21 protein-coding genes and 1 tRNA gene are annotated in these 23,637 nt (G+C 46.8%); 14 read left to right on the top strand and 8 right to left on the bottom strand.

Features of this window, described 5'->3' with window-relative positions; translation table 11 throughout:
* The first annotated feature begins 63 nt into the window (after window positions 1-63).
* The 3 genes from pbpC (at window position 64) to AC1DYT_RS16015 (ending at window position 4,449) form a co-directional block, all read left to right on the top strand.
* Window positions 64-2,463, top strand: a complete 2,400-nt coding sequence (pbpC, locus tag AC1DYT_RS16025; protein WP_477470585.1) for a penicillin-binding protein 1C — start codon at window positions 64-66, stop codon at window positions 2,461-2,463.
* Window positions 2,464-2,647: 184 nt separating this feature from the next.
* Window positions 2,648-3,355, top strand: a complete 708-nt coding sequence (locus AC1DYT_RS16020; RefSeq protein ID WP_477470584.1) for a 3'-5' exonuclease — start codon at window positions 2,648-2,650, stop codon at window positions 3,353-3,355.
* Complete coding sequence (locus tag AC1DYT_RS16015; protein WP_477470583.1) at window positions 3,352-4,449, top strand: XAC2610-related protein; 1,098 nt, start codon at window positions 3,352-3,354, stop codon at window positions 4,447-4,449. The genes AC1DYT_RS16020 and AC1DYT_RS16015 overlap by 4 nt, the downstream gene beginning before the upstream one ends.
* A 54-nt stretch (window positions 4,450-4,503) precedes the next feature.
* On the opposite strand, the gene AC1DYT_RS16010 is transcribed toward AC1DYT_RS16015, so the two are convergent.
* From AC1DYT_RS16010 to AC1DYT_RS15995, 4 genes are all read right to left on the bottom strand, one after another.
* Window positions 4,504-4,965: a type II toxin-antitoxin system VapC family toxin gene (locus tag AC1DYT_RS16010; protein WP_477470582.1), complete on the bottom strand. Its 462-nt coding sequence runs from the start codon at window positions 4,963-4,965 to the stop codon at window positions 4,504-4,506.
* Window positions 4,962-5,183, bottom strand: a complete 222-nt coding sequence (locus tag AC1DYT_RS16005) for a hypothetical protein (protein WP_477470581.1) — start codon at window positions 5,181-5,183, stop codon at window positions 4,962-4,964. The genes AC1DYT_RS16010 and AC1DYT_RS16005 overlap by 4 nt, the downstream gene beginning before the upstream one ends.
* Window positions 5,184-5,272: 89 nt before the next feature.
* Window positions 5,273-6,175: an SMP-30/gluconolactonase/LRE family protein gene (locus AC1DYT_RS16000; RefSeq protein WP_477470580.1), complete on the bottom strand. Its 903-nt coding sequence runs from the start codon at window positions 6,173-6,175 to the stop codon at window positions 5,273-5,275.
* A 5-nt stretch (window positions 6,176-6,180) separates the two neighbouring features.
* Window positions 6,181-7,680: an alpha-L-fucosidase gene (locus AC1DYT_RS15995; RefSeq protein WP_477470579.1), complete on the bottom strand. Its 1,500-nt coding sequence runs from the start codon at window positions 7,678-7,680 to the stop codon at window positions 6,181-6,183.
* Between the two features lie 93 nt (window positions 7,681-7,773).
* Here AC1DYT_RS15995 and AC1DYT_RS15990 point away from each other — a divergent pair, with 93 nt between their 5' ends.
* Window positions 7,774-8,229 carry a DUF4268 domain-containing protein gene (locus AC1DYT_RS15990; RefSeq protein WP_477470578.1) on the top strand — a complete coding sequence of 152 codons (456 nt, stop codon included), beginning with the start codon at window positions 7,774-7,776 and terminating at the stop codon, window positions 8,227-8,229.
* A gap of 7 nt (window positions 8,230-8,236) precedes the next feature.
* On the opposite strand, the gene AC1DYT_RS15985 is transcribed toward AC1DYT_RS15990, so the two are convergent.
* Both AC1DYT_RS15985 and AC1DYT_RS15980 read right to left on the bottom strand, forming a co-directional pair.
* Entirely contained in the window at window positions 8,237-8,767 is a 531-nt protein-coding gene (locus tag AC1DYT_RS15985) for a DUF4142 domain-containing protein (RefSeq protein ID WP_477470577.1), read from the bottom strand.
* Between the two features lie 524 nt (window positions 8,768-9,291).
* Window positions 9,292-11,865 (bottom strand): phosphoenolpyruvate carboxylase, encoded by a 2,574-nt coding sequence (locus AC1DYT_RS15980; protein ID WP_477470576.1) that lies wholly within the window; start codon window positions 11,863-11,865, stop codon window positions 9,292-9,294.
* 202 nt (window positions 11,866-12,067) lie between these two features.
* On the opposite strand from AC1DYT_RS15980, the gene AC1DYT_RS15975 reads away from it, so the two are divergent.
* From AC1DYT_RS15975 to AC1DYT_RS15935, 9 genes are all read left to right on the top strand, one after another.
* On the top strand, window positions 12,068-14,218 hold the full coding sequence (locus tag AC1DYT_RS15975) for an FUSC family protein (RefSeq protein ID WP_477470575.1): 2,151 nt from the start codon (window positions 12,068-12,070) through the stop codon (window positions 14,216-14,218).
* Between the two features lie 384 nt (window positions 14,219-14,602).
* On the top strand, window positions 14,603-15,277 hold the full coding sequence (gene ccsA, locus AC1DYT_RS15970; protein WP_477470574.1) for a cytochrome c biogenesis protein CcsA: 675 nt from the start codon (window positions 14,603-14,605) through the stop codon (window positions 15,275-15,277).
* A 1-nt stretch (window position 15,278) separates the two neighbouring features.
* Window positions 15,279-15,488, top strand: coding sequence for a CcmD family protein (locus AC1DYT_RS15965; protein WP_477458243.1), 210 nt, complete (start codon window positions 15,279-15,281; stop codon window positions 15,486-15,488).
* A 151-nt stretch (window positions 15,489-15,639) separates the two neighbouring features.
* Window positions 15,640-17,076: a Glu/Leu/Phe/Val family dehydrogenase gene (locus AC1DYT_RS15960; RefSeq protein WP_477470573.1), complete on the top strand. Its 1,437-nt coding sequence runs from the start codon at window positions 15,640-15,642 to the stop codon at window positions 17,074-17,076.
* A gap of 45 nt (window positions 17,077-17,121) precedes the next feature.
* The gene (locus AC1DYT_RS15955; protein ID WP_477470572.1) at window positions 17,122-17,730 is read left to right on the top strand and encodes a hypothetical protein; all 609 of its coding nucleotides are present in this window, start codon (window positions 17,122-17,124) and stop codon (window positions 17,728-17,730) included.
* Between the two features lie 122 nt (window positions 17,731-17,852).
* Complete coding sequence (locus AC1DYT_RS15950; RefSeq protein WP_477470571.1) at window positions 17,853-18,446, top strand: hypothetical protein; 594 nt, start codon at window positions 17,853-17,855, stop codon at window positions 18,444-18,446.
* Window positions 18,447-18,604: 158 nt separating this feature from the next.
* On the top strand, window positions 18,605-19,165 hold the full coding sequence (locus AC1DYT_RS15945) for a hypothetical protein (protein ID WP_477470570.1): 561 nt from the start codon (window positions 18,605-18,607) through the stop codon (window positions 19,163-19,165).
* A 98-nt stretch (window positions 19,166-19,263) separates the two neighbouring features.
* Complete coding sequence (locus AC1DYT_RS15940; protein WP_477470569.1) at window positions 19,264-20,922, top strand: sensor histidine kinase; 1,659 nt, start codon at window positions 19,264-19,266, stop codon at window positions 20,920-20,922.
* A complete protein-coding gene (locus tag AC1DYT_RS15935) occupies window positions 20,915-21,613 on the top strand; it encodes a response regulator transcription factor (protein ID WP_477470568.1) in 699 nt (232 codons plus the stop codon). The genes AC1DYT_RS15940 and AC1DYT_RS15935 overlap by 8 nt, the downstream gene beginning before the upstream one ends.
* Before the next feature lie 107 nt (window positions 21,614-21,720).
* Here the strand turns inward: AC1DYT_RS15935 and AC1DYT_RS15930 are convergent, their stop codons facing one another.
* Together AC1DYT_RS15930 and AC1DYT_RS15925 are read right to left on the bottom strand one after the other, a co-directional pair.
* A complete protein-coding gene (locus AC1DYT_RS15930) occupies window positions 21,721-22,359 on the bottom strand; it encodes an NAD(P)-dependent oxidoreductase (protein WP_477470567.1) in 639 nt (212 codons plus the stop codon).
* Window positions 22,360-22,595: 236 nt separating this feature from the next.
* A complete protein-coding gene (locus tag AC1DYT_RS15925; protein WP_477470566.1) occupies window positions 22,596-23,279 on the bottom strand; it encodes a heme exporter protein CcmB in 684 nt (227 codons plus the stop codon).
* Between the two features lie 183 nt (window positions 23,280-23,462).
* Here AC1DYT_RS15925 and AC1DYT_RS15920 point away from each other — a divergent pair.
* Window positions 23,463-23,535, top strand: a tRNA-Lys gene (locus tag AC1DYT_RS15920).
* Window positions 23,536-23,637 lie beyond the last annotated feature (102 nt).

Below are 23,637 nucleotides of genomic sequence, written 5' to 3'. Positions count from 1 at the left end.
GTCGCCGTTTTGTTATCGATAATTTAGCTATTTTCAGGCTGGATTTTAAACGCCCGGCTTTTAATGCAATTTTCTGTACAGCACCTCAAACAACGATTCAAAAAGCCAAAAGTAATTATTATAACGACCATTTTACTGGCCTTAATCACCTGGTTTGCGCTTTGCCTGCCCAGTCCGCTATTCAACTCCCCTACCTCCTACGTTATCGACGATGACGCGGGTCAGCTACTGGGCGCATCCATCGCCGCCGATGGGCAGTGGCGTTTCCCTTACAACGATAGCGTTCCCGAAAAGTTCAAGCAGTGCATCATCGCGTTCGAAGATAAGCGTTTCCTGCACCACCCCGGTTTCGACGCGCTGGCATTCGGCCGTGCCATCAGGCAAAACATCCGTACCGGCAGGGTAACCAGCGGCGGCAGCACGCTCACCATGCAGGTAATGCGCCTGGCCACCCGGCACAAACGCACCATCCTCAATAAAATAGGCGAAATATTCATGGCGCTGCGGCTGGAACTTGGCTACAGCAAAAATGAAATACTGGCCATGTATGCCAGCAACGCGCCATTCGGCAGCAACGTTATCGGATTGGATGCCGCCTCGTGGCGGTATTTCGGTCGCGGGCCGGATAAGCTCTCCTGGGGCGAGATGGCCGCACTGGCCGTACTGCCCAACTCGCCATCATTGGTGCATCCCGGCAAAAACAGGCTTACCCTTTTAAAGAAACGCAACCTGCTATTGAACAGGCTTTATAAGCAAGGCATTATAGACAGCACCACCGCCAAACTTGCCGAGTTTGAGCCTGTGCCGGATAAACCCGTAGCCCTGCCGCAAGTAGCCCCCCATTTGTTGCAACGCTTCAAGGCCGATTCGCGCAGCCAACCGCTGGCAGATACCCGCATCACCACCACAATAAAAACAAACCTGCAGCAGCAGGTTGCCGGCATTATAGAACAGCACCACCAGGCTTTAAAAGGCAACGACATCAACAATATCGCGGCCATCGTTCTGGATGTGGAGACCGGCGCAACGCTGGCCTACGCGGGCAATATATCGCACCGCGACGACCCCGAAATGGAGAGCGACGTAGATGTCATCAACGCGCCACGTAGTCCCGGAAGCACGCTTAAGCCCTTGCTTTATGCTTCCATGCTGCACGATGGCCTCATATTACCCAATAGCCTGATACCCGATGTGCCCACCCAAATATCAGGCTATCATCCCGAGAATTTCGATTTGAGTTATGATGGCGCAGTGCCCGCCGCAAATGCCCTCTCGCGTTCGCTTAATGTGCCTGCAGTGAAAATGCTACAGCAATACAAGTACGAACGTTTTTATGATATGCTGAGGAAAGCCGGCGTTACCACCCTGAAGCAGCCGGCCGACCATTACGGCCTCTCGCTAATATTAGGTGGCGGCGAAAATACCCTTTGGGAACTCGCCGGCATGTATGCCGATATGGCCCGCGTAGTAAACCATTACCAAAAATACCGCGGCAAGTACGATGCGGCCGATTACCACCCACCGGTTTATAAATTGCCTGCTAAAGAGGAACCCCAGCTCGAAAAAAACGGATTGCTGGATGTCGGTTCGCTTTACTTTACGTTGCAAGCTATGGAAGAAGTGATGCGCCCCGGCGAGGAGATGCTTTGGCAGCAGTTCAGCTCTACGCAGCGCATCGCCTGGAAAACGGGCACCAGCTTTGGTTTCCGCGATGGTTGGGCCATTGGCATTACGCCCAAGTACGTGGTAGGCGTTTGGGTGGGCAATACCGATGGCGAGGGTCGCCCGGGTCTAACGGGTATCAATACCGCTGCCCCTGCCCTGTTCGAGATATTTCGCCTGCTGCCTGCCACGCACGATTGGTTTGCCATGCCCATGGGCGAGATGGTGAAAATCAGCGTATGCAAGCAAAGCGGATACCGCGCCGTGCAATACTGCAATGATACCGAGGAGCAATTGGTGCCGAAAACCGGGCTCAAAGCAGCCGCCTGCCCATGGCATAGGTTGGTTCACCTTTCGCCCGATGAAAAATACCAGGTTACCGGCAATTGCGAATTGCCGGAGCGCATCGTCAACAAAAGCTGGTTCGTGCTGCCGCCATCTATCGAATATTATTACAAGGCCAAAAACTACCAATATCATGTACTGCCGCCATTTAAACCCGGTTGCGGGGATGCCGACTATGGTAACCCGATGGAGCTCATCTACCCTAAAGAGAACGCCAAAATATACGTGCCGCTGGAGGCCGACGGCAAACGCGGCCGCGTGGTATTCAACGCTGCGCACCGGCAGCCGGGCATCAAAATATTCTGGCATCTGGATGATAAGTACGTGGGAGAAACAACCGCTTTCCACCAGGTGGCGCTGAACCCATCGGCTGGGAAGCATAAACTGACGCTGGTAGATGCGGCTGGAAATACCCTGAGTGCTTATTTTGAAGTGCTCGATAAGAATAAAAAATGAGACTAATTGAATGAACACGAATTTTCCTTTCGTAGAGACGCAATATTTTGCGTCTCCAGCAGGACAGGTAAACGATTTACATGACTGAATTGCATGACTGATTTGCATACGTCAGACGCAAAATATTGCGTCTCTACAATTAAGGATTTTTGCTTTCGTGAAATTTCGTTTAATTCGTATCATTATGCTTGAACAATACGACCTGGGTAACCTGATGGTTTTGGATATTGAAACCGTACCGCAGTATCCCGCTTTTGCCGAAGTACCCGAACATTTCCAGGAACTATGGGATGCGAAAACGCAGTACCAGCGTAAAGAGGCTACGCCCGAGGAGTTTTACGACCGTGCCGGTATCTGGGCCGAATTCGGCAAGATTATTTGTATATCGGTTGGGATTTTCCTGAACGGGAAGAAAGCCGGACTGCGCGTAAAATCCTTCGCCGGGCACGAAGAAAAAGAGCTGCTGATGGATTTTAGCAAGATGCTGAGCAGCCAGCCGCCGAGCATCATCCTGTGTGCGCACAACGGCAAGGAATTCGATTTCCCGTACATCTGCCGCCGTATGCTCATCCATGGCGTTCCCTTCCCGCCACATTTGCAGATAGCTGGGAAAAAGCCCTGGGAAATAAACCACCTGGACACCATGGAGCTTTGGAAATTCGGCGATTATAAAAATTATACCTCGTTAAGCCTGCTTACGGCCATCTTTGATATCCCCACTCCAAAAGACGATATCGACGGCAGCCAGGTTGGCCATGTTTACTGGGTAGAAGACGACCTCCCCCGTATCTGCACCTATTGCCAAAAAGATGTTGTCGCCACCGCGCAGCTCATTAGGCGCTACCGCGGAGAGGCGTTGATAGCGGAAGATTGTATAACAATCGTAGGATGAACCGCATCTCCATCAATACCATAAATTGTATTGTATGGCTCCCTATACTGGCCATGCTATTTTCGGCTTGCAACACGGGCGCGAAACGTGGCCAGGATATGTCTGAAAAAGACATCCAATACATCCGCACACTTGGCCTGCTGGATAAGGACGAGAATATCATCTTGTTTGATGCGCAAGGCGCTACCATATGGTACGGAATTAAAGAAGGCGGCAGTTTCTTTAGCGATAAGCGTATTGCCGGTTATTGGATTGCACAATACAAGCAGCAAAAAACAACGATAGATTACGCTTTTTATAAGGACATAGACAGCATCACCCTCAAAGACCGCTCAACCGCCCTCACCGATGCATCTTACCTAACGGTTTACAAGCACGACGGTACGAAGTTCCGGGCTTATATAGATGGCAATCGTCAAAAAGTCAAAGACTTTTATAAGAGCGCGCTGGAGGAGTGGAAGAAACAGAAGGCTTTACGGCTCGTCGTATCCACTAATCTGGTTAGTAGGGCCAAGCGTCGGGAAATTAGTACCGGGCATATGATGATGGGCGGAAAAGTGGATACTACTATTTACGGCAATCAGCTCATCTATCCTTTTAAAGACACCTCTTACAAATTGTTATATACCGTCTTAAAAGATGAATCCGATGACGAGAATGAAAAAAATGCCGTTTTAAGCTACGTGCATACCAATGGCAAAAAAAGCAGTCTCATCTTCAGGGATTCATTATACAGTAGGGGTAATTTTATCGGGTTTAAAGACATGAACAACGATAGTGTGCGGGATATTATGGTATTCTACAACACCGGCGGCAGAGCAAACCCTACCTATCATCTTTACCTGAGGGACACCATCCATCATAAGATAACTTACGTGAAAGGTTTCGAGGATTTGCCAAACCCCAACCTCGATACAACAAATAACCTAATTGCAAGCTACGCCTTATCTGGACAAAGCATCGGATACGGGTTTTATAGGATAAATAACCATAACAAACTCTTAAACCTGTGGCACTTAGTGGACGCACCGATGGATGATTCTGTTAAATATGAGCAGGCAGTGAAAGCAATCTTAAAAAAGTGGGGGAAATAAAATCGACGATGGGTACATGTATCGCCCGGCTAGTTAGACGAAAGGTAAAACGCTTTATTTAAATCTTTTAAATTCTGATGGATTAATTTTTCTTACTGAAAAAAACACATTATCTAAGTGTTCAAAATCAGAGTCCGTCGTCACTAATACTAATCCTAACAACGCGGCTAATGACGCAATCCACAAATCGTTTTTGCCCATGTTTCTGGGCGTAGCGAAAGGGTAGTCTACAAAATCCGGGTTTAAACGTTGTGCGTAAGCGTCAATCTGGGCGTAGGCATTGACGTAAAGTTGGGTGATTTCGACAATATTTATCTTATCCCAAAAACTCTCTATCAAATTAAGCCTGGCGGGCCCCCATTTATTTCTGATTGCTAATGATCTGATTTCTGCAACAGAAACTACAGAAACATATAAATTAGCACCTTCAGTTGCTATAAATTCGATAAGGCCGTCTGTGTCTGTTGATCTCGATAAATAAACCAGGATATTGGTATCCAATAAAACATTTATCATTTATCGTTCTCCAACTGATTGACGAGCGTATTCCATTCTTCATCGGTGAACGGCTCAGGCTTGGGAACGTCCCGAAGCGCCTTTTTCAATTCTTGAGCGTTTTTCCCTGTTTTTATCCCAAATGCAGTGGCTCCGCCCGCAGCTAAAATTTCTTCCGGCGAAACGGTGGATATGGGTTTGAACACGTCTTCATTAATTGCATGATGATTAGTTTTCATTTTACCTCCTGTTTATCATATCAAAGATAAAAATAATTAGCGTTAAAAGTCGGCAGCTCAAACCACAAACTATCCCCCATGAACCACCCCTACTCCACCCCTTTCACCTTCATTTGCATGGTGTAAATAGCTTTTGATGCCGTCATAAACAGCACATCGCGGTTTTTTCCGCCGAAGCAGATATTGGCCGTCCAGGGTTCGGGCACATCTATATGGGCTATCTGTACGCCATCGGGGTTGAAAACCGTTACGCCATTGCCGGCCAGGTAAAGGTTGCCCAGGTTATCCAGCGTAATGCCATCGGCACCTTTGTTGATGAACAGTTTTCTGCCGCTCAGGCTGCCGTCGTCGTTGATGTTGTACTTATAAATTTTACCATCGCCTATATCTGCCACGTATAAAAGCTTCCCGTCGGGCGAGCCTACTATACCGTTGGGTCTTTTCAGGCTGTCCTCAATCATCACTGCCTCGGTTTTACCTTTGGGCAGGTAGTACACCTTTTGGCCGTCCTGGTCGGGTTTGGTGCGGGTCCACCAGGGGCGTTGGTAGTATGGGTCGGTAAAGTAAATGTTGCCGTTGGGGTGTATCCAAAGGTCGTTAGGCCCGTTAAGCAATTTGCCCTGGTAGTTATCCAGCAGTACTTTTTTCTTTTTCCCGTGCTTTACCAGCCAAAGCTGGTTATGCTCATCGGCACAAACAATCAGGTTGCCCTTCGGGTCAAAGTACATACCATTGCCTCTACCGGTGCTATCCATGTACACAAATAGCTGCCCATCGGTGGTGTACTCCCAAATCTTGTTATTGGGCTGGTCGGTAAAAAAGATATTGCCTTTTTTATCCACGGCGGGGCCTTCGGTAAAAGCAAATACTTTAGAAATCAATACAGGCTTAACACCTGCATCAAACAAGGTATTTTCCTGCGAGAACACGTGGTCAACCGATAAAACTAATAGGACACTAACTACCAACAAGGCGTTTTTCATCAATTTCATATGCTTTAATTACTATCAGGAAATACCAATGGCGTTGCAAAACGACGCTCGAAATACAATCCAAAATCGCTCAGGGCGATGCAAACCGGCGATTTGGTTACCCGCAACCTCACTTTTTGCGTTTTAATGCCTTTGTCCAGGCGTATAAGCCTGTTGCCGCCAATGCTGGTAGCCGTTGCTATTTGCTCCCATTTACCGGCCAGCCAGGCATCAACAGCTACTTCTTCAATGCGCTGGCCCAGTTTGATATTCTCCCGTAATCGTATAACGCTGAATACCGTTGGTTTATGCATATCAATTACCAATTGCGGGTTGGTTACGTTATCGTCTGTAGCCCAATAGCTGTAACGGTCGCTATCGAGTAAATTGGGTGCACCAAACAGTTTTTTGCTACCGGCCCGGGTATTGCTCGCCGTAAGCGTTGCCCCTTTTGCCAGGTTTACGGCGAAAGTACTCTCCAGCAATTGGCCAAACGACTGCAAGGCCGCCACATCATGGTTGTTCAGCAAGCCGCGCTTATCGGGCGAGAGGCCCAAATCCAGACTGGCGCCGCGGCCTACGCTTTGAAAGTACAGGTCCATTAACTTGTGTTCGTCCTTCACCGAGTCATCCTGCCTTGCATGGTAAAACCATCCCGGCCGCAGCGATACGTCGCATTCGGCAGGCATCCAGTATTTGCCGTCGCGGTGGCCCTCGGTACCCTCATAATCTTTTACGTAGCCGTTGCCGGGGCGTTTGCCCTCATCAGGCGCATGCGGCGTATAGGTGGCCCAACTGGTAACGCCGGCCTGGCCATTCTCGTTACCTACCCAGCGAACATCGGGGCCAACATCGCCAAAAATGGCGGCGTTGGGTTGCAGCATGCGGGTGATGCCCCAGGTTTCGTCCCAACCGTAATAGGTAGAGCGGTCGATAGTGCGCACTTCTTTCGCGCCGCCATAATAGCCATCGCCGCCGTTGGCGCCATCATGCCAGCTCATAAACAGCGGTCCGTAGCGCCTGTATAACTCTTTAAGCTGCTCGCGGTAAACGTTGGTAACGTATTCGGGCTTGCCGTACAGCGCGTTGTTGCGGTCCCAGGGCGAGCAGTACACGCCCATCTTCATGCCCAGCTTATCGCAGGCGGCGCGGTACTCGGCCAGTATATCGCCCTTACCGTTTTTGTAGGGACTGTTGGAGATATTATAATCAGTGGTTTTAGTGGGCCATAAGCAAAAACCATCGTGGTGCTTGGCTACCACTACGATGCCTTTAAAGCCACCGGCCTTAGCCGCGCCTACAATCTGCATAGCGCTAAACTGCGTTGGGTTTACTATCCCCGCGCCTTCGTCGCCATAGCCCCATTCTTTGTCCTTATAGGTGGTTGGCCCGAAATGGATGATGCAATACATCCCGGTTTCCTGCCATTGCAATTGCCCTTTGGTTGGCAAGGGGCCATATGGTTTTGGGGCGGATTGGCTGAAGGCAATTGCGGGTAGCAGGAGGAGCAATAAAAGATATTTCATGCAGATGCGGATGATTGGTTTTGCTAAAGTAAATAAACCCGACGATTTTTCAGCGGGTAAATATTAAGCTATCTTTGCCGATTATTCATTTACATGTACTCAAAAGACCAGGCATCTCAATTAAAGCAAGCATTCTGGACCGCCTTCGGCCAATACATGGGGCCGGTACTTTCTGCCGATGGCCTGCGCATCAACTGGATAAACTACAAAACAGGCGTTAAGCACATTTTTTTTAAGATGCAGGCGGATAATAAGCACGCCACCATAGCCATAGAGTTGAGCCATCCCGATATAGAACTGCAACAACTCTTCTTCGAGCAATTCGAAAGTTACAAGACTATGTTGCGCGATACTTTAGGTGAGGATTGGGAATGGCAACTACACGTTGCGGACGACTATGGTAAAACTATCAGCCGCATTTACGCCGAATTGCGACCGGTAAGCATTTTCCAAAAAGAAGATTGGCCCCGGCTTATCTCTTTCTTCAAACCCCGTATCATCGCGTTGGATGAGTTTTGGAGCATGGCAAAACCTGCGTTCGAGGTGTAAAAGCAGCTTACAACAAATCGGTACAGATATCATTGGCGCGCTTAAGCTGCTCCCTTAGCTTAGGGAGGGTTTTATCCGCAAGGGCGATTACGTTTTTATTTGGGTTGCCTGTTACGGTTTTAAACAGCGCAATAGCATGTTCGTTATCTTCAACCATGGCCTGTATATATTGCTTATCAAACCCGGCACCCGACTTTTTGGCGAGCTCGGCAATCATTAGTGAATGTATTTTGGATAAAGTATCAGGCGTTTTGGCGGAATGGCTGGCGGCCAGCTTTTTCAAATCGCTAAGAGCAGTTTCGTGTGCTGTTACCGCATCTTTGGCAAAATCTATTATAGACCGGTTATGCGAGGTTTTTATAGCCTGTTGCGAAAGCTGAATGCCTGTGCTTAAACCCTCAACGCCCTCATTAATAAAATTCTGCGCATCGCCATCTAAAACGGTATCGTTGTAATTTTTGGCTCTGCGGTTTTCGTTGCAGGCCTGCAACGAAAAAAATACGATTGCTATAAAAGCTATGCCAGCCAGTTGTTTCATGGAGGGGGGTATCTTAAGTTTATAATTGGTTTAACAAACTTAAGCTATTACTGTTTAATAAAGCAGGGTTTTATTTTACGATGGGCTGATTATTTTACCTTTTAAGAAAATGGGGAGGATTTGTGGGTTGTTGGTGACAACCTCGACAACGACGGAAGGAACCCCATCGGGGTTTAATGTCGGTGGCATATCAATGGCCCAAACAAAATCGTGCCGCCAGGTACGAAACTCGCGATGTTGCGTACCTAACGGCACGCTATGATATTTGCTATTTGTTTTCTACCGACATTTTGCACCTATGGCGCAATCTCTATTGGGCTTACTTGATGACGTCGACCGCAGGTACGACCTATATTTACATTTTATTTAGGCCGAACCTACAGTTCTTTATTGAGGTTTTGCTTTGTAGCAACGGATTTCAATCCGCTGCTACAAAATCGTTCAACGCGATGCGTCTACTTTAGACCTTAAGTTAGCATTGAAAAAAAACAATTTGCGGCTTAGCGCCTTTGCGCGAAAACTGCTTACGCCAAATTCCTCCCCGCATTCACAATACCGTACACGGTACGTATTACCAGTTTGTTGTATATGCCGATGAGTTCTTCGTCCTGCGTGTTATTTAAACATTGCAGGGCGTAGTGCTGTACGATAACCAGCGGCAGTACGATTTTTTCGCGGATGGCGATAGAGCGACGTTCTACCGGCGATTCTTCCATCAATACGCTCATTCCGGTAAGCTCTAATAACAGGGCCTTGGTCAGTTCGAATTCATCCTTCAATCCTTTCCAGAATTTGCCGAATTTCTTGTCTTTTTCGAGATAAGCTGTTACGCGGAAATCGGATTTCGACATCGACATCATGCAGTTATCCAGCATGGTTTTAAAGAAGCCCGATTTTTGGTAAAGGGCCTTCACATCCTCCCAGCTACCAGCATCTTTCATCGTTTTAAGCGCAGTGCCCACGCCGTAAAAACCGGGGATGCTTTGCTTTAGCTGGCTCCATGAGGTTACGAAACTGATGGCACGCAAATCTTCCAGTTTTAGCTTGGCCGATGCATTACGCTTGGTTGGGCGGCTGCTGATGTTTATCTGTGACAGCAATTTCAAGGGACTGAATTTCTCCAGGTATTCTACAAACAAAGGCTGCTCGCGCAGGGCCAGGAAACGCCCGTGGCTGGCTTCGGCCATTTGGGCTATCAGGGCTTTATCGCTTTTATCCAAAGTATCGTTAGGGTTTGGCTGCAATGCCGATGTTACGCCGGCGTTGATCAACTGTTCGGTATTGAACCTTGCTGTTTCTACCGAGCCATACTGTGAGCTTACGGTTTGGCCCTGTATAGTGAGTTCGATATGGTCGTTGGCAATTTCGGTACCCATAGATGCGTAAAAGCGGTGCGTTTTGCCGCCGCCACGTGCCGGTGGGCCACCCCTGCCATCAAAAAAGGCCAGGTCGATATTGTGTTTGCGGGCAATGGCGGTAAGTTCCACCTTGGCCTTATAAATGCTCCAGTTGGCCATCAGGTAACCGCCATCTTTGGTGCTATCGCTAAAACCAAGCATTATGCTTTGCCTGTTGCCACGGCTTTGCAGGTGTTTTTTGTAGAAAGGATGCGTGTACAGCGTTTCCATCACATCGCCGGCGTGTATTAAGTCGTTCACGGTTTCAAACAGTGGCGCAAAATCAACGGTAAGCTTTTCTTTCTTCCAGCCACTCCACAAGAAAAGGTCTATCAACTGCAAAATATCAGATGCCTGCTGGCAATTGCTGATGATGAAACGCTGGCAGCCTTTTACGCCGTTGCTCTCTTGTATCTGGCGCATCAGGCGGATGGTATCCAGCGTATCGCGCGTCATATCGTCGGCATCGGTTGGGCAAACAAAATCGGCCTCGGTAAAGGGCAGGGTTTTTAGTTTGGCGGCTTCGTCCATTTCTGCGTAACCTTTTGGCACGCCGGTATATATCTTCTTGGTACCGTAATCGAATACGCTGCGCAGCACGCGGCTGTCCTGCCGTATATCCAAAGTAGCGAAGTACGAGCCGAACAGCTGTACCTTCTGTATCAAATCCTCCACAATGTCTACGAAAAGGTTATCGTGGCTGGTTACCAGCGTTTCGCGCATAGATTTTAGGATATCCAGCATTTCGGGCTGCAAATCCTTAGGGTTCTCGGGCGTGCTGAAAGCGTTATCGTACAGTAGTTTTTCCAGCTTCACCAGGTTATCGCCAAAACCGCGGAAGGTAATGCGGCGTTTCAGCACCCTGAAATCGCGGTAATACGAGCGGAAGATATGCTTGCGCAGCAATATGGCCACCTGGCGGGTCGTTTCAGTAGTAACATTGGGGTTGCCGTCGCGGTCGCCGCCGGGCCAGAAGCCTAATTCCAGCACCTGGTGCGCGCTATCCAAATCAAACTCCTCGTGCATTTTTGATTGGATGGCCGAGAGAGCATTATAAAACACGTTCTCTAAAAACCAAACCAGACTAACCGCCTCATCCACCGGCGTTGGTGAAGTTTTATTAAAGAACGGCGTTTTGCCCAATTGTTGCAATAATGCATCAATGCTGGGGATATCGTTGGTCTTAAGGGCCTCTATCAAGTCGGTCATGATGCCGAGCACCGTGCCGGGGTAAAACTGGGTAGGATGCGCGGTAAGCACCAAACGCAGTGAGAAATCCTTAAGCTGTTTACTGAAGCTGTCGCGCGCTTCATCGCTGAGCGAGGCCTGGTACACCATGCTTTGCAGGGTGCCGGTATCATCAGAGCGACCAACCTTGCCGAACGAGGAATCTTCGATAGCATCGAATAAAACCACCTGCCGCTCTATATATTGTATAAACCGGAACAAACGGTTCAGTTGCTCGCGGTGATCGATATCCGGTACATATTTTTTGAAGAAAGATTCGATGACCTCGGTGGGCGATAATTGCTCTACCGCCCCCTTATCGCAATGCGAACTGAAGAAAGGCAGCAAAATGCCGGTGTCCTTAACCTGGTAAAAGGGCAGCGTTTGAAACAAGCTGTTATACAGCTCGAAACGTTTTACAACTTCGTGGTTAAATGTTGTTTCTCTTTGGCTGAGCCTTTGCGTTGATGGCATACTAATACAGGTTTGGCAAATTTATTATCATACCCGTTGCGGGTATTTTGGCGTGAATTTAAGTATCTAAAATTAATTTATGCTAAAATCTGAATAATTAATAAAAAATAAAGCCTTTTTATGCAATTATGGTTATTGCGATTGCGGCCCGTAATATTTGTTTAAATTTGCGGGGCGCATGATTATCCCGCTGAATACCTTGATGAAAAACCATGAACGAGAGATAAAGAGCTTTTTTTACAGCCAGTATTTTTCTGATGGGTTGCGTATTTCTGCGGGCATATTGCTACCCACGCTGGTGGCCATGCAGTTCAACCATTTCGATCTGGGCCTCACTATGAGCCTGGGTGCCCTGTGTATCTGCGCCATCGATAGCCCGGGCCCGGTGCAGCATAAACGCAACGCCATGGGCGTAGGCAACGGATTGTTGTTAGCGATATCGTTGATTACCGGTTACGCCCGTCTCAATCCCTACACCCTCGGGCTGGAAATTACCGCCTTTTCGTTCCTTTTCAGCATGCTGGTGGTTTACGGTAACCGCGCGGCATCGGTAGGTACCTCTGCCCTGCTGGTGATGATATTCATGATGGATAAGGAAGTGCCGCCGCCGGAACTCCCCATGTTCTGCGCCACTATTTTGGCGGGCGGCGTGTGGTACATGCTGTTCAGCCTGGTGTTTTTCGGCATACGGCCCTACCGGGCGGCGCAACAAACCCTTGGCGAGAACGTGGCCGACGTGGCCCGTTTCCTGCGCCTGAAGGCCGATTTTTATCGCGTGGAAACGGATATCGACGATAATTACCGGCGATTGGTGCTACAGCAGATATCGGTAAGCAACCACCAGGATGCCGTGCGCGAGATGCTGTTCAAAAGCCGCCTGATGGTAAAAGAATCTACCGGTGCCAGCAGGATACTGGTGCTTACGTTCATCGACCTGGTGGACATGTTCGAGCAGATAATGGCTACGCATTACGATTACCGCCAGATTCGTGAGAAATTCGGACATACGGGCGTATTGGCCGAGATTGCCGATTTCCTGAACAGCGTAGCCGACGATCTGGATAACATCGGCTATGCCGTACTGGCCAATACCCGCCCGGAAAAGCTAAACCACCTTAACCATAAACTGGAACTGCTGAAACAGAAGATTGACGAGGTGGGTGCCGACGATAAGGAAACCAGCAACCTGGTGCTGAAGAAGATACTCATCAACCTGCGCGATGTAAGCAAGAGCATCAGCAACATCTACAAATATTACCACTCCAAGGCATCGGATATGTTGCTCAACGATACCCGCGAGGTGGAGTACTCCAAATTTGTAACCCACCAGGATTTTGCCCCGCACATTTTTTGGGATAACATCAGCCTCGATTCCGCTACGTTTAAGTATGCTTTGAGGGTATCGCTGGTTTGTTTGGTGGGCTATATTACGGCCAAAAACGTGTCGTTTGGCGGGCATAGCTATTGGGTGCTGCTTACCATTATCGTTATTTTGAAGCCAGGCTTCAGCCTATCCAAACAGCGCAACTACCAAAGGCTCATCGGCACTATTGCCGGCGGCGCCATCGGCATCGTGATACTCAACTTCATCCCTAATAACACCACGCAATTTATAATCCTGGTGGTATTGATGATAGGCACCTACAGTTTTTTGCGGCTAAATTACGTGGTGAGCGTTATTTTTATGACACCCTATGTACTCATCCTCTTCAAATTCCTGGGCTTATCAAACGTGGCAGCCGAGCGCATTATCGATACGCTTATAGGCGGCGCCATCGCTTTTATAGCCAGCTACGTTATATTCCCAACCTGGGAATTCGAGACGATACAAACCGACTTGAAGAACGTCATCACGGCAAACATTAATTATCTCAAAAAAGTGCTCGAGAGCCTGTCGGGCAAACCCGTGCTGGTTACCGATTATAAACTGGCCCGTAAGGATGTTTTCGTAAACTCGGCCAACTTATCGGCCACGTTCGAACGGATGACCTCCGAGCCAAAAAGCAAGCAGCGCAACATCAAGGATATACATAAATTTGTGGTGCTGAACCATATCCTGGCATCGTACACGGCTAATATCGCTTCATCGCTCATTAAAGCCGGTCCGCAGCAACCGCATGCCGATAGCCTTAAACTGGTGAAGCGCAGCATAGCGGTACTAAAAGAAACTAACAAAAAAATCAGCGGCGAAGCTATACCGCCGCCTATACCCAAACCTGCAGAAGCTAGCAAAACTGCAGAAGTCCCCCCTGCCCCGCTTTCGGTGGAAGATGTGCTGATGAAAGAACAACTAGGTTTCATCAGTAAAATAACGGTAGATATTGCCAAGGTTACCGAGAGTATTTTGAGGTAAAAGGAGGGAAATCAATTTTAAAATCTGCAACTGTCAAATTTTGGCTAAAGCCTCCTAAAGGCCGTTTTACTAACCGTTGGCTGAAGCCAAACGGCAATGAACAGGAATATCTAAATAGAATGCAGCCCTAATTCATTGCCGTCCCACTTTAGTGGACGGAAATTGATTAAGAAACACGCGGGCTTTAGCCAAAAATAATCTGCAAATCTTACAAGAGATTTTCCTGAGCTAAATGCCCTAATTTGCTTTGCGCTATCATTTTCTTAATGGCTACAAACTAAATAATGCAACATTATAACCGATATGCCACAGTACTGCAACAATAGCAATTATGAGTTCGGTCACTATTCATCATCAAACAAATAATTACCTTTGCCGCACAATATGAAATTCATTTATCAAACTTGGTGGAAGGTGATAGCAGTACTGCTGGTATTATCTACGTTTGTTACCGGGTTGCTGTTCAAAGTGCCCCGTTTGCCCATTATCCATGAGACTATCCGCAACCTGTACTTCCACGTGCCTATGTGGATTGGGATGCTTACGGTGTTCGTGGTATCGGTATATTACAGCATCAAGTATCTGCGCACGGGTAAAGAAGAATACGATATTGCAGCGGTGGAGTGCGTAAACACCGGCCTTGTTTTTTACACCATGGGCCTGCTTACCGGCATGCTTTGGGCCAAATATACCTGGGGCGAGTTCTGGAGCGGCGACTCTAAACAAAACAGCGCGGCCATTGCTTTTTTATTATATTGTGCTTACCTGGTGCTACGCAACTCGATGGATGAGGAGCAGAAACGCGCAAAAATATCCGCTATATACAACATCTTCGCTTTCCCGGTGATGATTGTGCTGATATTCGTGCTGCCCCGTATGACGGCATCCCTGCACCCCGGCAGCGGCGGCAATCCCGCATTCGGCAAGTACGATCTGGATAACGGCATGAAGCTGGCCTTTTACCCCGCCATGCTGGGCTGGAGCTTTATTGCCCTTTGGATTGCCACCCTGCGTTACCGCATGCGCTTAATAGAATATAAAAAGAATGCTATTGATTAATATGAAGAAACTTACATTATTAATGCTTTTGTTATGCAGTATTTCTGTTGCCATGGCACAGCCCGGACAAGACGTTGAAATGGCCGATGCCCTGCGCAGTTCGGGTAAAATTTATGTGGTCATCCTAACCATCTGCATTATTTTCGCCGGACTGGCCATTTTCCTCTTCAGTATGGACCGCCGGCTGAAAAAATTAGAGAAGGAAAATTAAACCAATACCCCCTTTGGCTGTTTAAACTTTGATGTTGAATTTCTTTACATTTTAAACAGAATAGCATCACTCATTAATTTGCATTATTCGCAAAAAAAGAACCAACTTTGCACAGTTTTTTGAGAGATTAATTTTTTACCAATTCTAAATTATGAATATTAATAATCCGACTGCAAATCAGGATACGCACTTCTTTGGTGACGTATGCAAGAATTTTGATTTTGCAGCACAGTTTACCCAGCACGATGCCGGTTTGCTCGACCAGATAAAATCGTGCAACAGCGTTTACCGTTTCCGTTTCCCTATCCGCCGCGGCAATGGCTTCGAGGTGATAGATGCCTGGCGTGTAGAACACTCGCACCACCAAAGCCCAACCAAAGGCGGTATCCGCTACAGCGAAATGGTGAATGAGGATGAAGTGATGGCGCTTGCTGCCCTCATGACCTACAAATGCGCCATCGTAAATGTACCGTTCGGCGGTGCTAAAGGCGGCATCAAAATAAACCCCAAGAGTTACACTGTAAGCGAGCTGGAAAACATTACCCGCCGCTACACCGTAGAGTTGATTAAAAAGAACTTCATAGGCCCAAGCATTGATGTACCTGCACCTGATTATGGTAGTGGCGAACGCGAAATGAGCTGGATTGCCGATACCTACGCCACCATGAACCCCGGTCAGCTGGATGCTATGGGCGCAGTAACAGGTAAGCCTATAGCCCTGCACGGTATTGCCGGCAGGCGCGAAGCTACCGGTCGTGGTGTTGCCATTGCCATACGCGAGTGCGTTGGTGTTGCTGAGGATATGCAGAAGATTGGCCTGACCACCGGCCTGTCGGGCAAAAAGATAATCGTACAGGGCCTTGGTAACGTAGGTTACTATTCGGCCAAGTTCCTGTCGGAATTTGGTGCCTTGATCGTAGGTCTTTGCGAGTTCGAAGGTGCTATCTACAACGAAGATGGTTTGGATGTGGAGGCTGTTTTCCAGCACCGCAAATCAACCGGCTCTATATTAGGTTATGCCGGTGCCAAAAAAGAATTCAAGAACACCATGGAAGGTATGGAGCAGCCTTGCGATATATTGGTGCCTGCCGCTTTAGAGAACCAGATAACTACCCAGAACGTAGCCAACATCAAAGCAAAAATTATTGCCGAAGGTGCCAACGGACCGACTTCGCCAGAGGCAGAGGCTGCGTTTTATGCAAACGGTGGCATGATTATCCCCGATATGTATGCCAACGCGGGCGGTGTTACGGTATCGTACTTCGAGTGGTTGAAGAACCTAAGCCACGTAGCTTTCGGCCGCATGAACCGCAGGTTCGAAGAAACCGCTAACCTTAACCTGGTGAACATGGTAGAAGGCATCACCGGCACGGCCTTATCGCCTTTGCAACGCTCTACCATCATCAAAGGCGCATCCGAACTTGAACTGGTAAACTCGGGCCTGGAGGACACCATGATTCGCTCTTACCACGAGATACGCGAGATATATAAGAACAACCCTAAAGTAGGCACCCTGCGCAACGCAGCTATGGTAGGCGCTATCAACAAAATAGCGGTATCGTACCAAAACCTTGGCGTGTGGCCGTAAATAAAGATTAGAAACCGGAGATCAGGAATAGTTTTCAAACTCGATATGATAGGAAGAGCGCCCGCAACGGCGCTCTTTTTTTGTGCTATACCAATTTGTTTAAACAGTATATTTAGACCGATGAGACGTTTGCGGAATAAAACAGCCGGAGAGTTGCAAAAAATAATTGATAGCAATCTCCGTAAACCTAAAGTAACATTTGCCAAGGTAGTATTAGTTATATTTTGGTGCTTTTGCGGTGTATGTTTCTGGTATAGCGTTTTTTTTGCGGAGGATGTTTTATTCGATATGAAATTACCACTTCTATTTGCTTCGTTAGGAGGACTCGCCGGCATTTTGCTTACAAAAAAACGGGAATACTATTTGTTTGCGTTCTTTGGGTACGGCTCGTTAATTTTCGGTGTGCCACTGATGATCAATAATGTACTCGCGGATAAGAGTATAGTAAAAGAAATTAAACTCAGGATAACAAAAAAGTACCCCCGCGTAATTAAAAATGGGGGCTCGGTATCGGTATTGTATGAAGGTCATGAACTGGGTTTCAACTTTAGTGATAAGCTGGAAATATCAAAAGCATCTTATGTGATTTTGAAGTTAAGCGAAGGGCGGCTGGGATATTTAATTATAAGAGATAGTAAACTGGCCGTAAACTAAGATAGGCTTACAGAAAAACAACGCGAAGAAAAGCAAATCAATTCGGTATGAAAGGAAGAGCGCCCGCAACGACGCTCTTTTTTTTGTACCGCAAGATTTAATAATAATGGTACATTCAGCATATGAAACGGAACAGCGATTTTAAGCGGCGCGCCAAACTAAGGGTGGCAAAAAGCCTGACCAAAAGTAAGCTCGGCTGGGAAAAGGAATTTCTGAGGGGCCTTCAGACGATGGGCGGTTTATTTATCGTTTTTGGGTATCCTATATGGCGGTTCCAATCAACGCTTGTGCCTTTATCCATCCCCTTAATATGCGGCGCAGTATTCGGGCTTGGGGTGGCTGCCTTCGTTTTAAAAAAGAACAGCACTTTTGGGCTATTTTCTATACCGATCGTCTTAAAAAAGAGCATCACCTTCTGGCTGTTTTCTATACCGATCGTCATTGCGGCGGGTTTCCTGTTTTGCTCGCTGTTGTTTTTTATAAATACCGTTTTTGCCGATAGCAAAATAGTAAATATTAAAGTGCCGATAACAGAAAGATACCGATTGCGCCGCGGTTCCCCCAGGGTATTTATCCAATATGAAGGTATCAGCAAAACACTAAACGTAACAGGCACCGAAAAAGAATTATTCGATGGTGCGCATTATGTAATGCTGAAGGCGCAAAAAGGCGCATTAGGGTATTATATCATCAAGGATGAAGAATTAACCTATTGAGAACGGTAAATTATTGGAAGGTTTTAAAGTTGAAAGGTTGGAATGTTACAGAAACTCCAAGCCTTTTTTGCCGACAAATATTCCAATACTACAACCTTCAAACTTTAAAACATTTCAACTTTAAAACATTTCCCCAAAAATATCGATAACTTAATCGGATGGAAGATATCACGCCGGTGAGCGGCAGTTTAAACAATCCGGAACCCAATAAGAAAGAGTTTATGTTTACGCTGCACAGCAAGCTTGGCTGCTGGTCGTGCCTGGTAAAGGTGCCTGTGATATTGGTAGCGGGCTACTACACCTTCTTTTATCCCCTGATAGAATATGACCGCACCTTCGTGGAATGGCAGAAACCCGTTACCGCAGGATGCATCTTCGGCGTATTAGCTGCGGCGCTGCTGGCGAAGCGGATCAAACGTCCGCTGGGTTTCCTTGGGGCGGCTTTTGTTGCAGCCTTTATGTTCAGTTCCGTGTTATTTCTGCTGAACGATGCATTTTCCGATGGGAAGCAGGTAGAGTATAAACTTGCCATTAACGCCAAATATTCCCGATACCTTAAATCGGGCCCGCATGCCGTGGTCAAATTCCGCAACAAGCAATTCTCTATAAATGCCAAAAGCGAAGATGCGTTGAAGCAAGCATCGTACGCGGTGATTACAGTTGATAAAGGGCTTTTCGGTTACGATATCATCCGGGGCGAAAGGTTGGTGAAGGAATAGGGTTTAAACTTACCCATCCTTATTTAAGGTTAACGAATGTTAACAGATTGGGCCGGTTGCTCTCGGGCGAATTACTTTTACCTTAAGCAACCAAAATCATGAAAAAGAAACTTTATATCGTATTATTTTTAACTACTGTTTTACTAACCGGCATTATTGTGCTGCAGGTTTACTGGAGTTTCACCGCCTATAAACTCAATAAAGAAAAGTTCGACGGCGACATCAACATCGCCATGCAGCGCGCGCTGGATAGCTGTAAAAAAGATTACTTCGACTCCATTAGGGTGGTGATGGTAAAGCGTTTATCTGCACCTGACATCAAAATAAAATTCGACACACTGCGGGATGCAGATACGGCCCACCTGGTGATGTTGATTTCCGTCGCCAATAAGTATAGTAATTTTGGCGATAAGCCCTACAATACCACTATACCTGATTATAACTTTTATAAAAAGAGACTCAATGCAGGGGCAAGCATTCCGGAGATACTTACGGAGATATCTTTTTACCAGCCAATGTTGATGGAGAAATTGATGACGCTTTTTGCGATGGAGGATACTATGGGCAATTTTCTTGACGAAATAGCCTACCATAAAGCGCATCCCGGCAGAAGTATTAATACACTGAATAAACGCTTAGATTCAATTAGATCATTGCCGGACAAAGGCACCTATGAGATGCCGCCAAATTACCGGAAGGCCGATAGCATAAAACTTTCTAAATACTTTAGGGAAACAATGCGGCAAATGCACCCTAAAATGCACCCCAGCGATAAATTTAGTTTAAAGATATCAGACAAACCGATACCCGCAGATAATTTGGACCCGCACAAAATAAAACAGCTGCAATACAGCGAAACAGAACAGTTTACTTACAAATACCACGGCTTTTTATTCCTGCAGCATATGGATAAAAATGCCTTATATGTAAGAGCTGTGTTTGAAAAAGCCCAGTTTGGTATCCTCAGCGAAATGATCGTGATCCTCGGGTTATCTGGTTTTCTGATTGTATTTACCAAATTTTGCCTTTTCTACATCATCCGCACCATCATTCAACAAAAAAAGCTGACCGAGTTAAAAGATGATTTCATCAATAACATGACGCACGAGCTGAAAACCCCTATAGCTACGATTACTGTAGCTATAGAAGGCTTACAGAAGTTCAATGGCTTGAACGACCCGGAGAAAACGCAACGCTACCTGCAAACATCCCGTAACGAGTTGAGCCGATTGGATGGGCTGGTAACCAAAGTGCTGAATGTAGCCGCATTTGAGCGCAAAAAGGTGGTTTTGGTGAAGGAGCGGATAGCGATTGACGAACTGATGAATGAGCTGATACAAGCCGAAAAGCAAAAAACAGCCAAGGAGGTAAATATCACTTACGTCAATCGCGATGGGATAACCGAGATAGAGGCGGATAAAATGCATTTACGCAACGTGATGCTCAACCTGGTAGATAACGCTATTAAATATGCTACCGAGCCGGTGGATATTAAAATAGACCTAACAAAACAGCATAAATACGCCGTTTTTTCGATAAAAGACAATGGCATGGGCATACCGGCAAAGCATATTAAACACATTTTTGATAAATTCCATCGCGTACCGGCGGGAAATGTACACAATGTAAAAGGTACCGGACTGGGGCTCAATTATGTTAAATACATGGTAGAGGCCCATGGAGGCAAGATATCGGTTAACAGCAAGGTGAACAAAGGAAGCGAGTTCACCGTAACCATCCCTATCAAAAATGGATAAAATAAAAGTACTACTGGCCGAAGATGAATTGGCGCTGGCGCATATTGTGCGCGAAAGTTTGGAAGAAGCCGGCTTTGAAGTGGTGTTATGCGCTAACGGCGAAGCGGCACTGTTGAAATACAGGGAGCATAAGCCCGATATTTTAGCGCTGGATGTAATGATGCCCAAAATGGATGGCTTTGAGCTGGCCCGCAAAATACGCGAGGCGGATAAAACAACGCCGATCATCTTCCTCACGGCCAAATCGCAGCCCAAAGATGTGGTAGCCGGTTTTGAAAGCGGCGCGAACGATTATTTGAAAAAGCCATTTAGCGTAGAAGAGCTCATCGTGCGGATGCAGGTGCTGTTGAGCGTAAACCGCCTGCTGGTACGCCAACCGGCCGATAAACAGGTTAAAGAGCTGTATCAAATAAGCAACCTGCAGTTTAACCCCACCAAGAACACCCTGCAGCAAGGCATCAATACCTGGCAGCTCACCGCCCGCGAAAGTGATATTTTAAAATTACTGTGCAAAAACCAACACGAAGTACTACCCCGTAAAACCTTGTTAGACACCGTTTGGGGGGATGATAGCTTTTTCAACGCCCGCAGTCTGGATGTTTTTATAACCAAACTGCGCCGTCATTTAGCCGCTGATCCTAATATCCAGATCATCAACATCCGCGGAGTGGGGTATAAACTAGTGTGGTAGCGGATTTGTTGTAAAGTTTGAAAGTTGAAAGGTTGTAATGTTCGTGGAACTCCAACCCCTCGCTGGTCATAACCTTACAACATTCCAACCTTTCAACTTTCAAAGCCTTACCCGTTCGCAATAAACGGTGCCTGCCGCACAAACTCATCGCTGCTTAATTGCTTTACCATCCACGCGCCCAGGCTCGACGCACTGATGTGATCGCCGGGGCAATCTTGCAGGCTGGTAATAACATTCGGCAGATCATCGGTTTGCTGTATCATGGGCAGGCGCACCAGCGTCCAGTCGAGTTTGCTGGTGGTCAGCACTTCGTACTCTACCTGCTTATCGGCGGTTGTTTTGGGATAATTTTGGTACATCCATTCGGTACCGAACTTGGTTTTGGGGCCTTTGGCATCAAAGGGCGTATCCACATTAAGTCCTGTGGCACAGATGTACCGCTTAATATCGAGGACATCCATTGCTTTTAAGATTTTGGCGCTTACATCGCTAAATACCGACGGCTCGCCGGCGGGCTGGCCAACGGTGCTGATTACGGCAGTGCAGCCTGTAAACAGGTTGAGCAAAACGTTGTAGTCCCGCGCGTCGCCTTCCAAAATTTCGACAAACGGACTATCTGCATGCGCCGATTCAGATGTATGTTGGAGGAGTTTGATGAATATGTTCTGAGCAAGTAATTGTTTAACAAGGTATTTACCGGCCTTACCGGTGCCGCCAATAACGGCAACTTTTTTATGTGGTTGCATATTGTTCTTTATAAAATGAAAACAAGAAATTAGTGTTATGCCGGATGGGCATAAAGGATACATCGCCTTTTAGGGCGTTGCAAATAGATGGGATATTTTATAAAGAGATTTTAATAAGCCAAAGATAAACAGGATTTCGGAATTTAAGGATTAAACAGGATTTTTAATTAAGACTTTTTAATTTCTTTAGGAAATCGAGGGAATTCTCAACTTTCAACGTTCCAACCTTTATAATCCTAATCCCGCCATAAATACGGGAACAGCAGCAGCGAGGTGGCTATGACGATTACATTGATGGCCGCCAGTACGCCTATGTTGCCCAGGCTGAGGCCCCTATCCAGCCCGTCCATAGCGGCTTTGCTTATTTTGATGAGGATGAGTATAACGGGTATGATAACCGGGAAACTCAAAATGGCCATCAGCGTACCGTTGTTGCCGGCTTTGGAGGCAATGGCCGATATCATGGTAAACACGGTGGAAAAACTGATGCTCCCCATCAATACGGCGAGGAAGTAAAACAGTAAATCGGCAACGGTATTGGTAAAAAACAGCATGTAAACCGCGAGGGCCAGCACACTCAGCAGGCCCATCAGCAAAATGTTATAAATAGTTTTAGAAAGGATAATGGCCTGCGGATGAGCAATGGTATAATAGTATAACAACCGGGCCTTGCTCTCCTGCATAAAACTTTTGGCAATGGCGTTTACCGATGCAAACAGCATGATTATCCAAAACAGGATATTCCAAACGATGGGGTAACCACTGCTGTTTTTAAAACCCGGGTTAAGGTTGAACGATATATAGCAAATAAACACCGTAGATACGATATACAACAGCACGCCATTGAAGGCATATTTGGAGCGCCATTCTAGTATAATCTCTTTTTTAAGCAGGTTGACGGTTTGGTTAAAAAGACTCATCGCCGCAAATATACTAATTATTGCGCCTATGGTTTAGCGGTGTGTTATTGCAAACCCATGCCGTATGAACCCGCCGTCGAAGGCAATTAATTTTCTGGCAGCATATTGACAAATAGCTATTTGTTTGCTCACATAAAGCTGTATATTTGCAACCCGGTAAAAAAACACCGGAACCACTACAACGACTCGGTAGCTCAGCTGGTAGAGCAAATGACTCTTAATCATTGGGTCGAGAGTTCGAATCTCTCCCGGGTCACGGTTAAAAGCCTTAAGACGAAAGTTTTGAGGCTTTTTTTATTGCAGGTGTCCCACTTTATAAAGTGGGACACTTGTTTTTTAATTTGCATTGATTATCAAT

It is taken from the genome of Mucilaginibacter sp. P1_D10 (assembly GCF_056406215.1).
Note: the sequence above shows the minus strand (reverse complement) of the source record. Positions and strands in the feature narration are given on the sequence as shown.

What these genes read in the sequence shown, in the direction of transcription:
- pbpC (WP_477470585.1), top strand. Translation starts at nt 64, where the DNA reads ATGCAATTTTCTGTACAGCACCTCAAACAACGATTCAAAAAGCCAAAA.
- AC1DYT_RS16020 (WP_477470584.1), top strand. Translation starts at nt 2,648, where the DNA reads ATGCTTGAACAATACGACCTGGGTAACCTGATGGTTTTGGATATTGAA.
- AC1DYT_RS16015 (WP_477470583.1), top strand. Translation starts at nt 3,352, where the DNA reads ATGAACCGCATCTCCATCAATACCATAAATTGTATTGTATGGCTCCCT.
- AC1DYT_RS16010 (WP_477470582.1), bottom strand. Translation starts at nt 4,965, where the DNA reads ATGATAAATGTTTTATTGGATACCAATATCCTGGTTTATTTATCGAGA.
- AC1DYT_RS16005 (WP_477470581.1), bottom strand. Translation starts at nt 5,183, where the DNA reads ATGAAAACTAATCATCATGCAATTAATGAAGACGTGTTCAAACCCATA.
- AC1DYT_RS16000 (WP_477470580.1), bottom strand. Translation starts at nt 6,175, where the DNA reads ATGAAATTGATGAAAAACGCCTTGTTGGTAGTTAGTGTCCTATTAGTT.
- AC1DYT_RS15995 (WP_477470579.1), bottom strand. Translation starts at nt 7,680, where the DNA reads ATGAAATATCTTTTATTGCTCCTCCTGCTACCCGCAATTGCCTTCAGC.
- AC1DYT_RS15990 (WP_477470578.1), top strand. Translation starts at nt 7,774, where the DNA reads ATGTACTCAAAAGACCAGGCATCTCAATTAAAGCAAGCATTCTGGACC.
- AC1DYT_RS15985 (WP_477470577.1), bottom strand. Translation starts at nt 8,767, where the DNA reads ATGAAACAACTGGCTGGCATAGCTTTTATAGCAATCGTATTTTTTTCG.
- AC1DYT_RS15980 (WP_477470576.1), bottom strand. Translation starts at nt 11,865, where the DNA reads ATGCCATCAACGCAAAGGCTCAGCCAAAGAGAAACAACATTTAACCAC.
- AC1DYT_RS15975 (WP_477470575.1), top strand. Translation starts at nt 12,068, where the DNA reads ATGAAAAACCATGAACGAGAGATAAAGAGCTTTTTTTACAGCCAGTAT.
- ccsA (WP_477470574.1), top strand. Translation starts at nt 14,603, where the DNA reads ATGAAATTCATTTATCAAACTTGGTGGAAGGTGATAGCAGTACTGCTG.
- AC1DYT_RS15965 (WP_477458243.1), top strand. Translation starts at nt 15,279, where the DNA reads ATGAAGAAACTTACATTATTAATGCTTTTGTTATGCAGTATTTCTGTT.
- AC1DYT_RS15960 (WP_477470573.1), top strand. Translation starts at nt 15,640, where the DNA reads ATGAATATTAATAATCCGACTGCAAATCAGGATACGCACTTCTTTGGT.
- AC1DYT_RS15955 (WP_477470572.1), top strand. Translation starts at nt 17,122, where the DNA reads ATGATAGGAAGAGCGCCCGCAACGGCGCTCTTTTTTTGTGCTATACCA.
- AC1DYT_RS15950 (WP_477470571.1), top strand. Translation starts at nt 17,853, where the DNA reads ATGAAACGGAACAGCGATTTTAAGCGGCGCGCCAAACTAAGGGTGGCA.
- AC1DYT_RS15945 (WP_477470570.1), top strand. Translation starts at nt 18,605, where the DNA reads ATGGAAGATATCACGCCGGTGAGCGGCAGTTTAAACAATCCGGAACCC.
- AC1DYT_RS15940 (WP_477470569.1), top strand. Translation starts at nt 19,264, where the DNA reads ATGAAAAAGAAACTTTATATCGTATTATTTTTAACTACTGTTTTACTA.
- AC1DYT_RS15935 (WP_477470568.1), top strand. Translation starts at nt 20,915, where the DNA reads ATGGATAAAATAAAAGTACTACTGGCCGAAGATGAATTGGCGCTGGCG.
- AC1DYT_RS15930 (WP_477470567.1), bottom strand. Translation starts at nt 22,359, where the DNA reads ATGCAACCACATAAAAAAGTTGCCGTTATTGGCGGCACCGGTAAGGCC.
- AC1DYT_RS15925 (WP_477470566.1), bottom strand. Translation starts at nt 23,279, where the DNA reads ATGAGTCTTTTTAACCAAACCGTCAACCTGCTTAAAAAAGAGATTATA.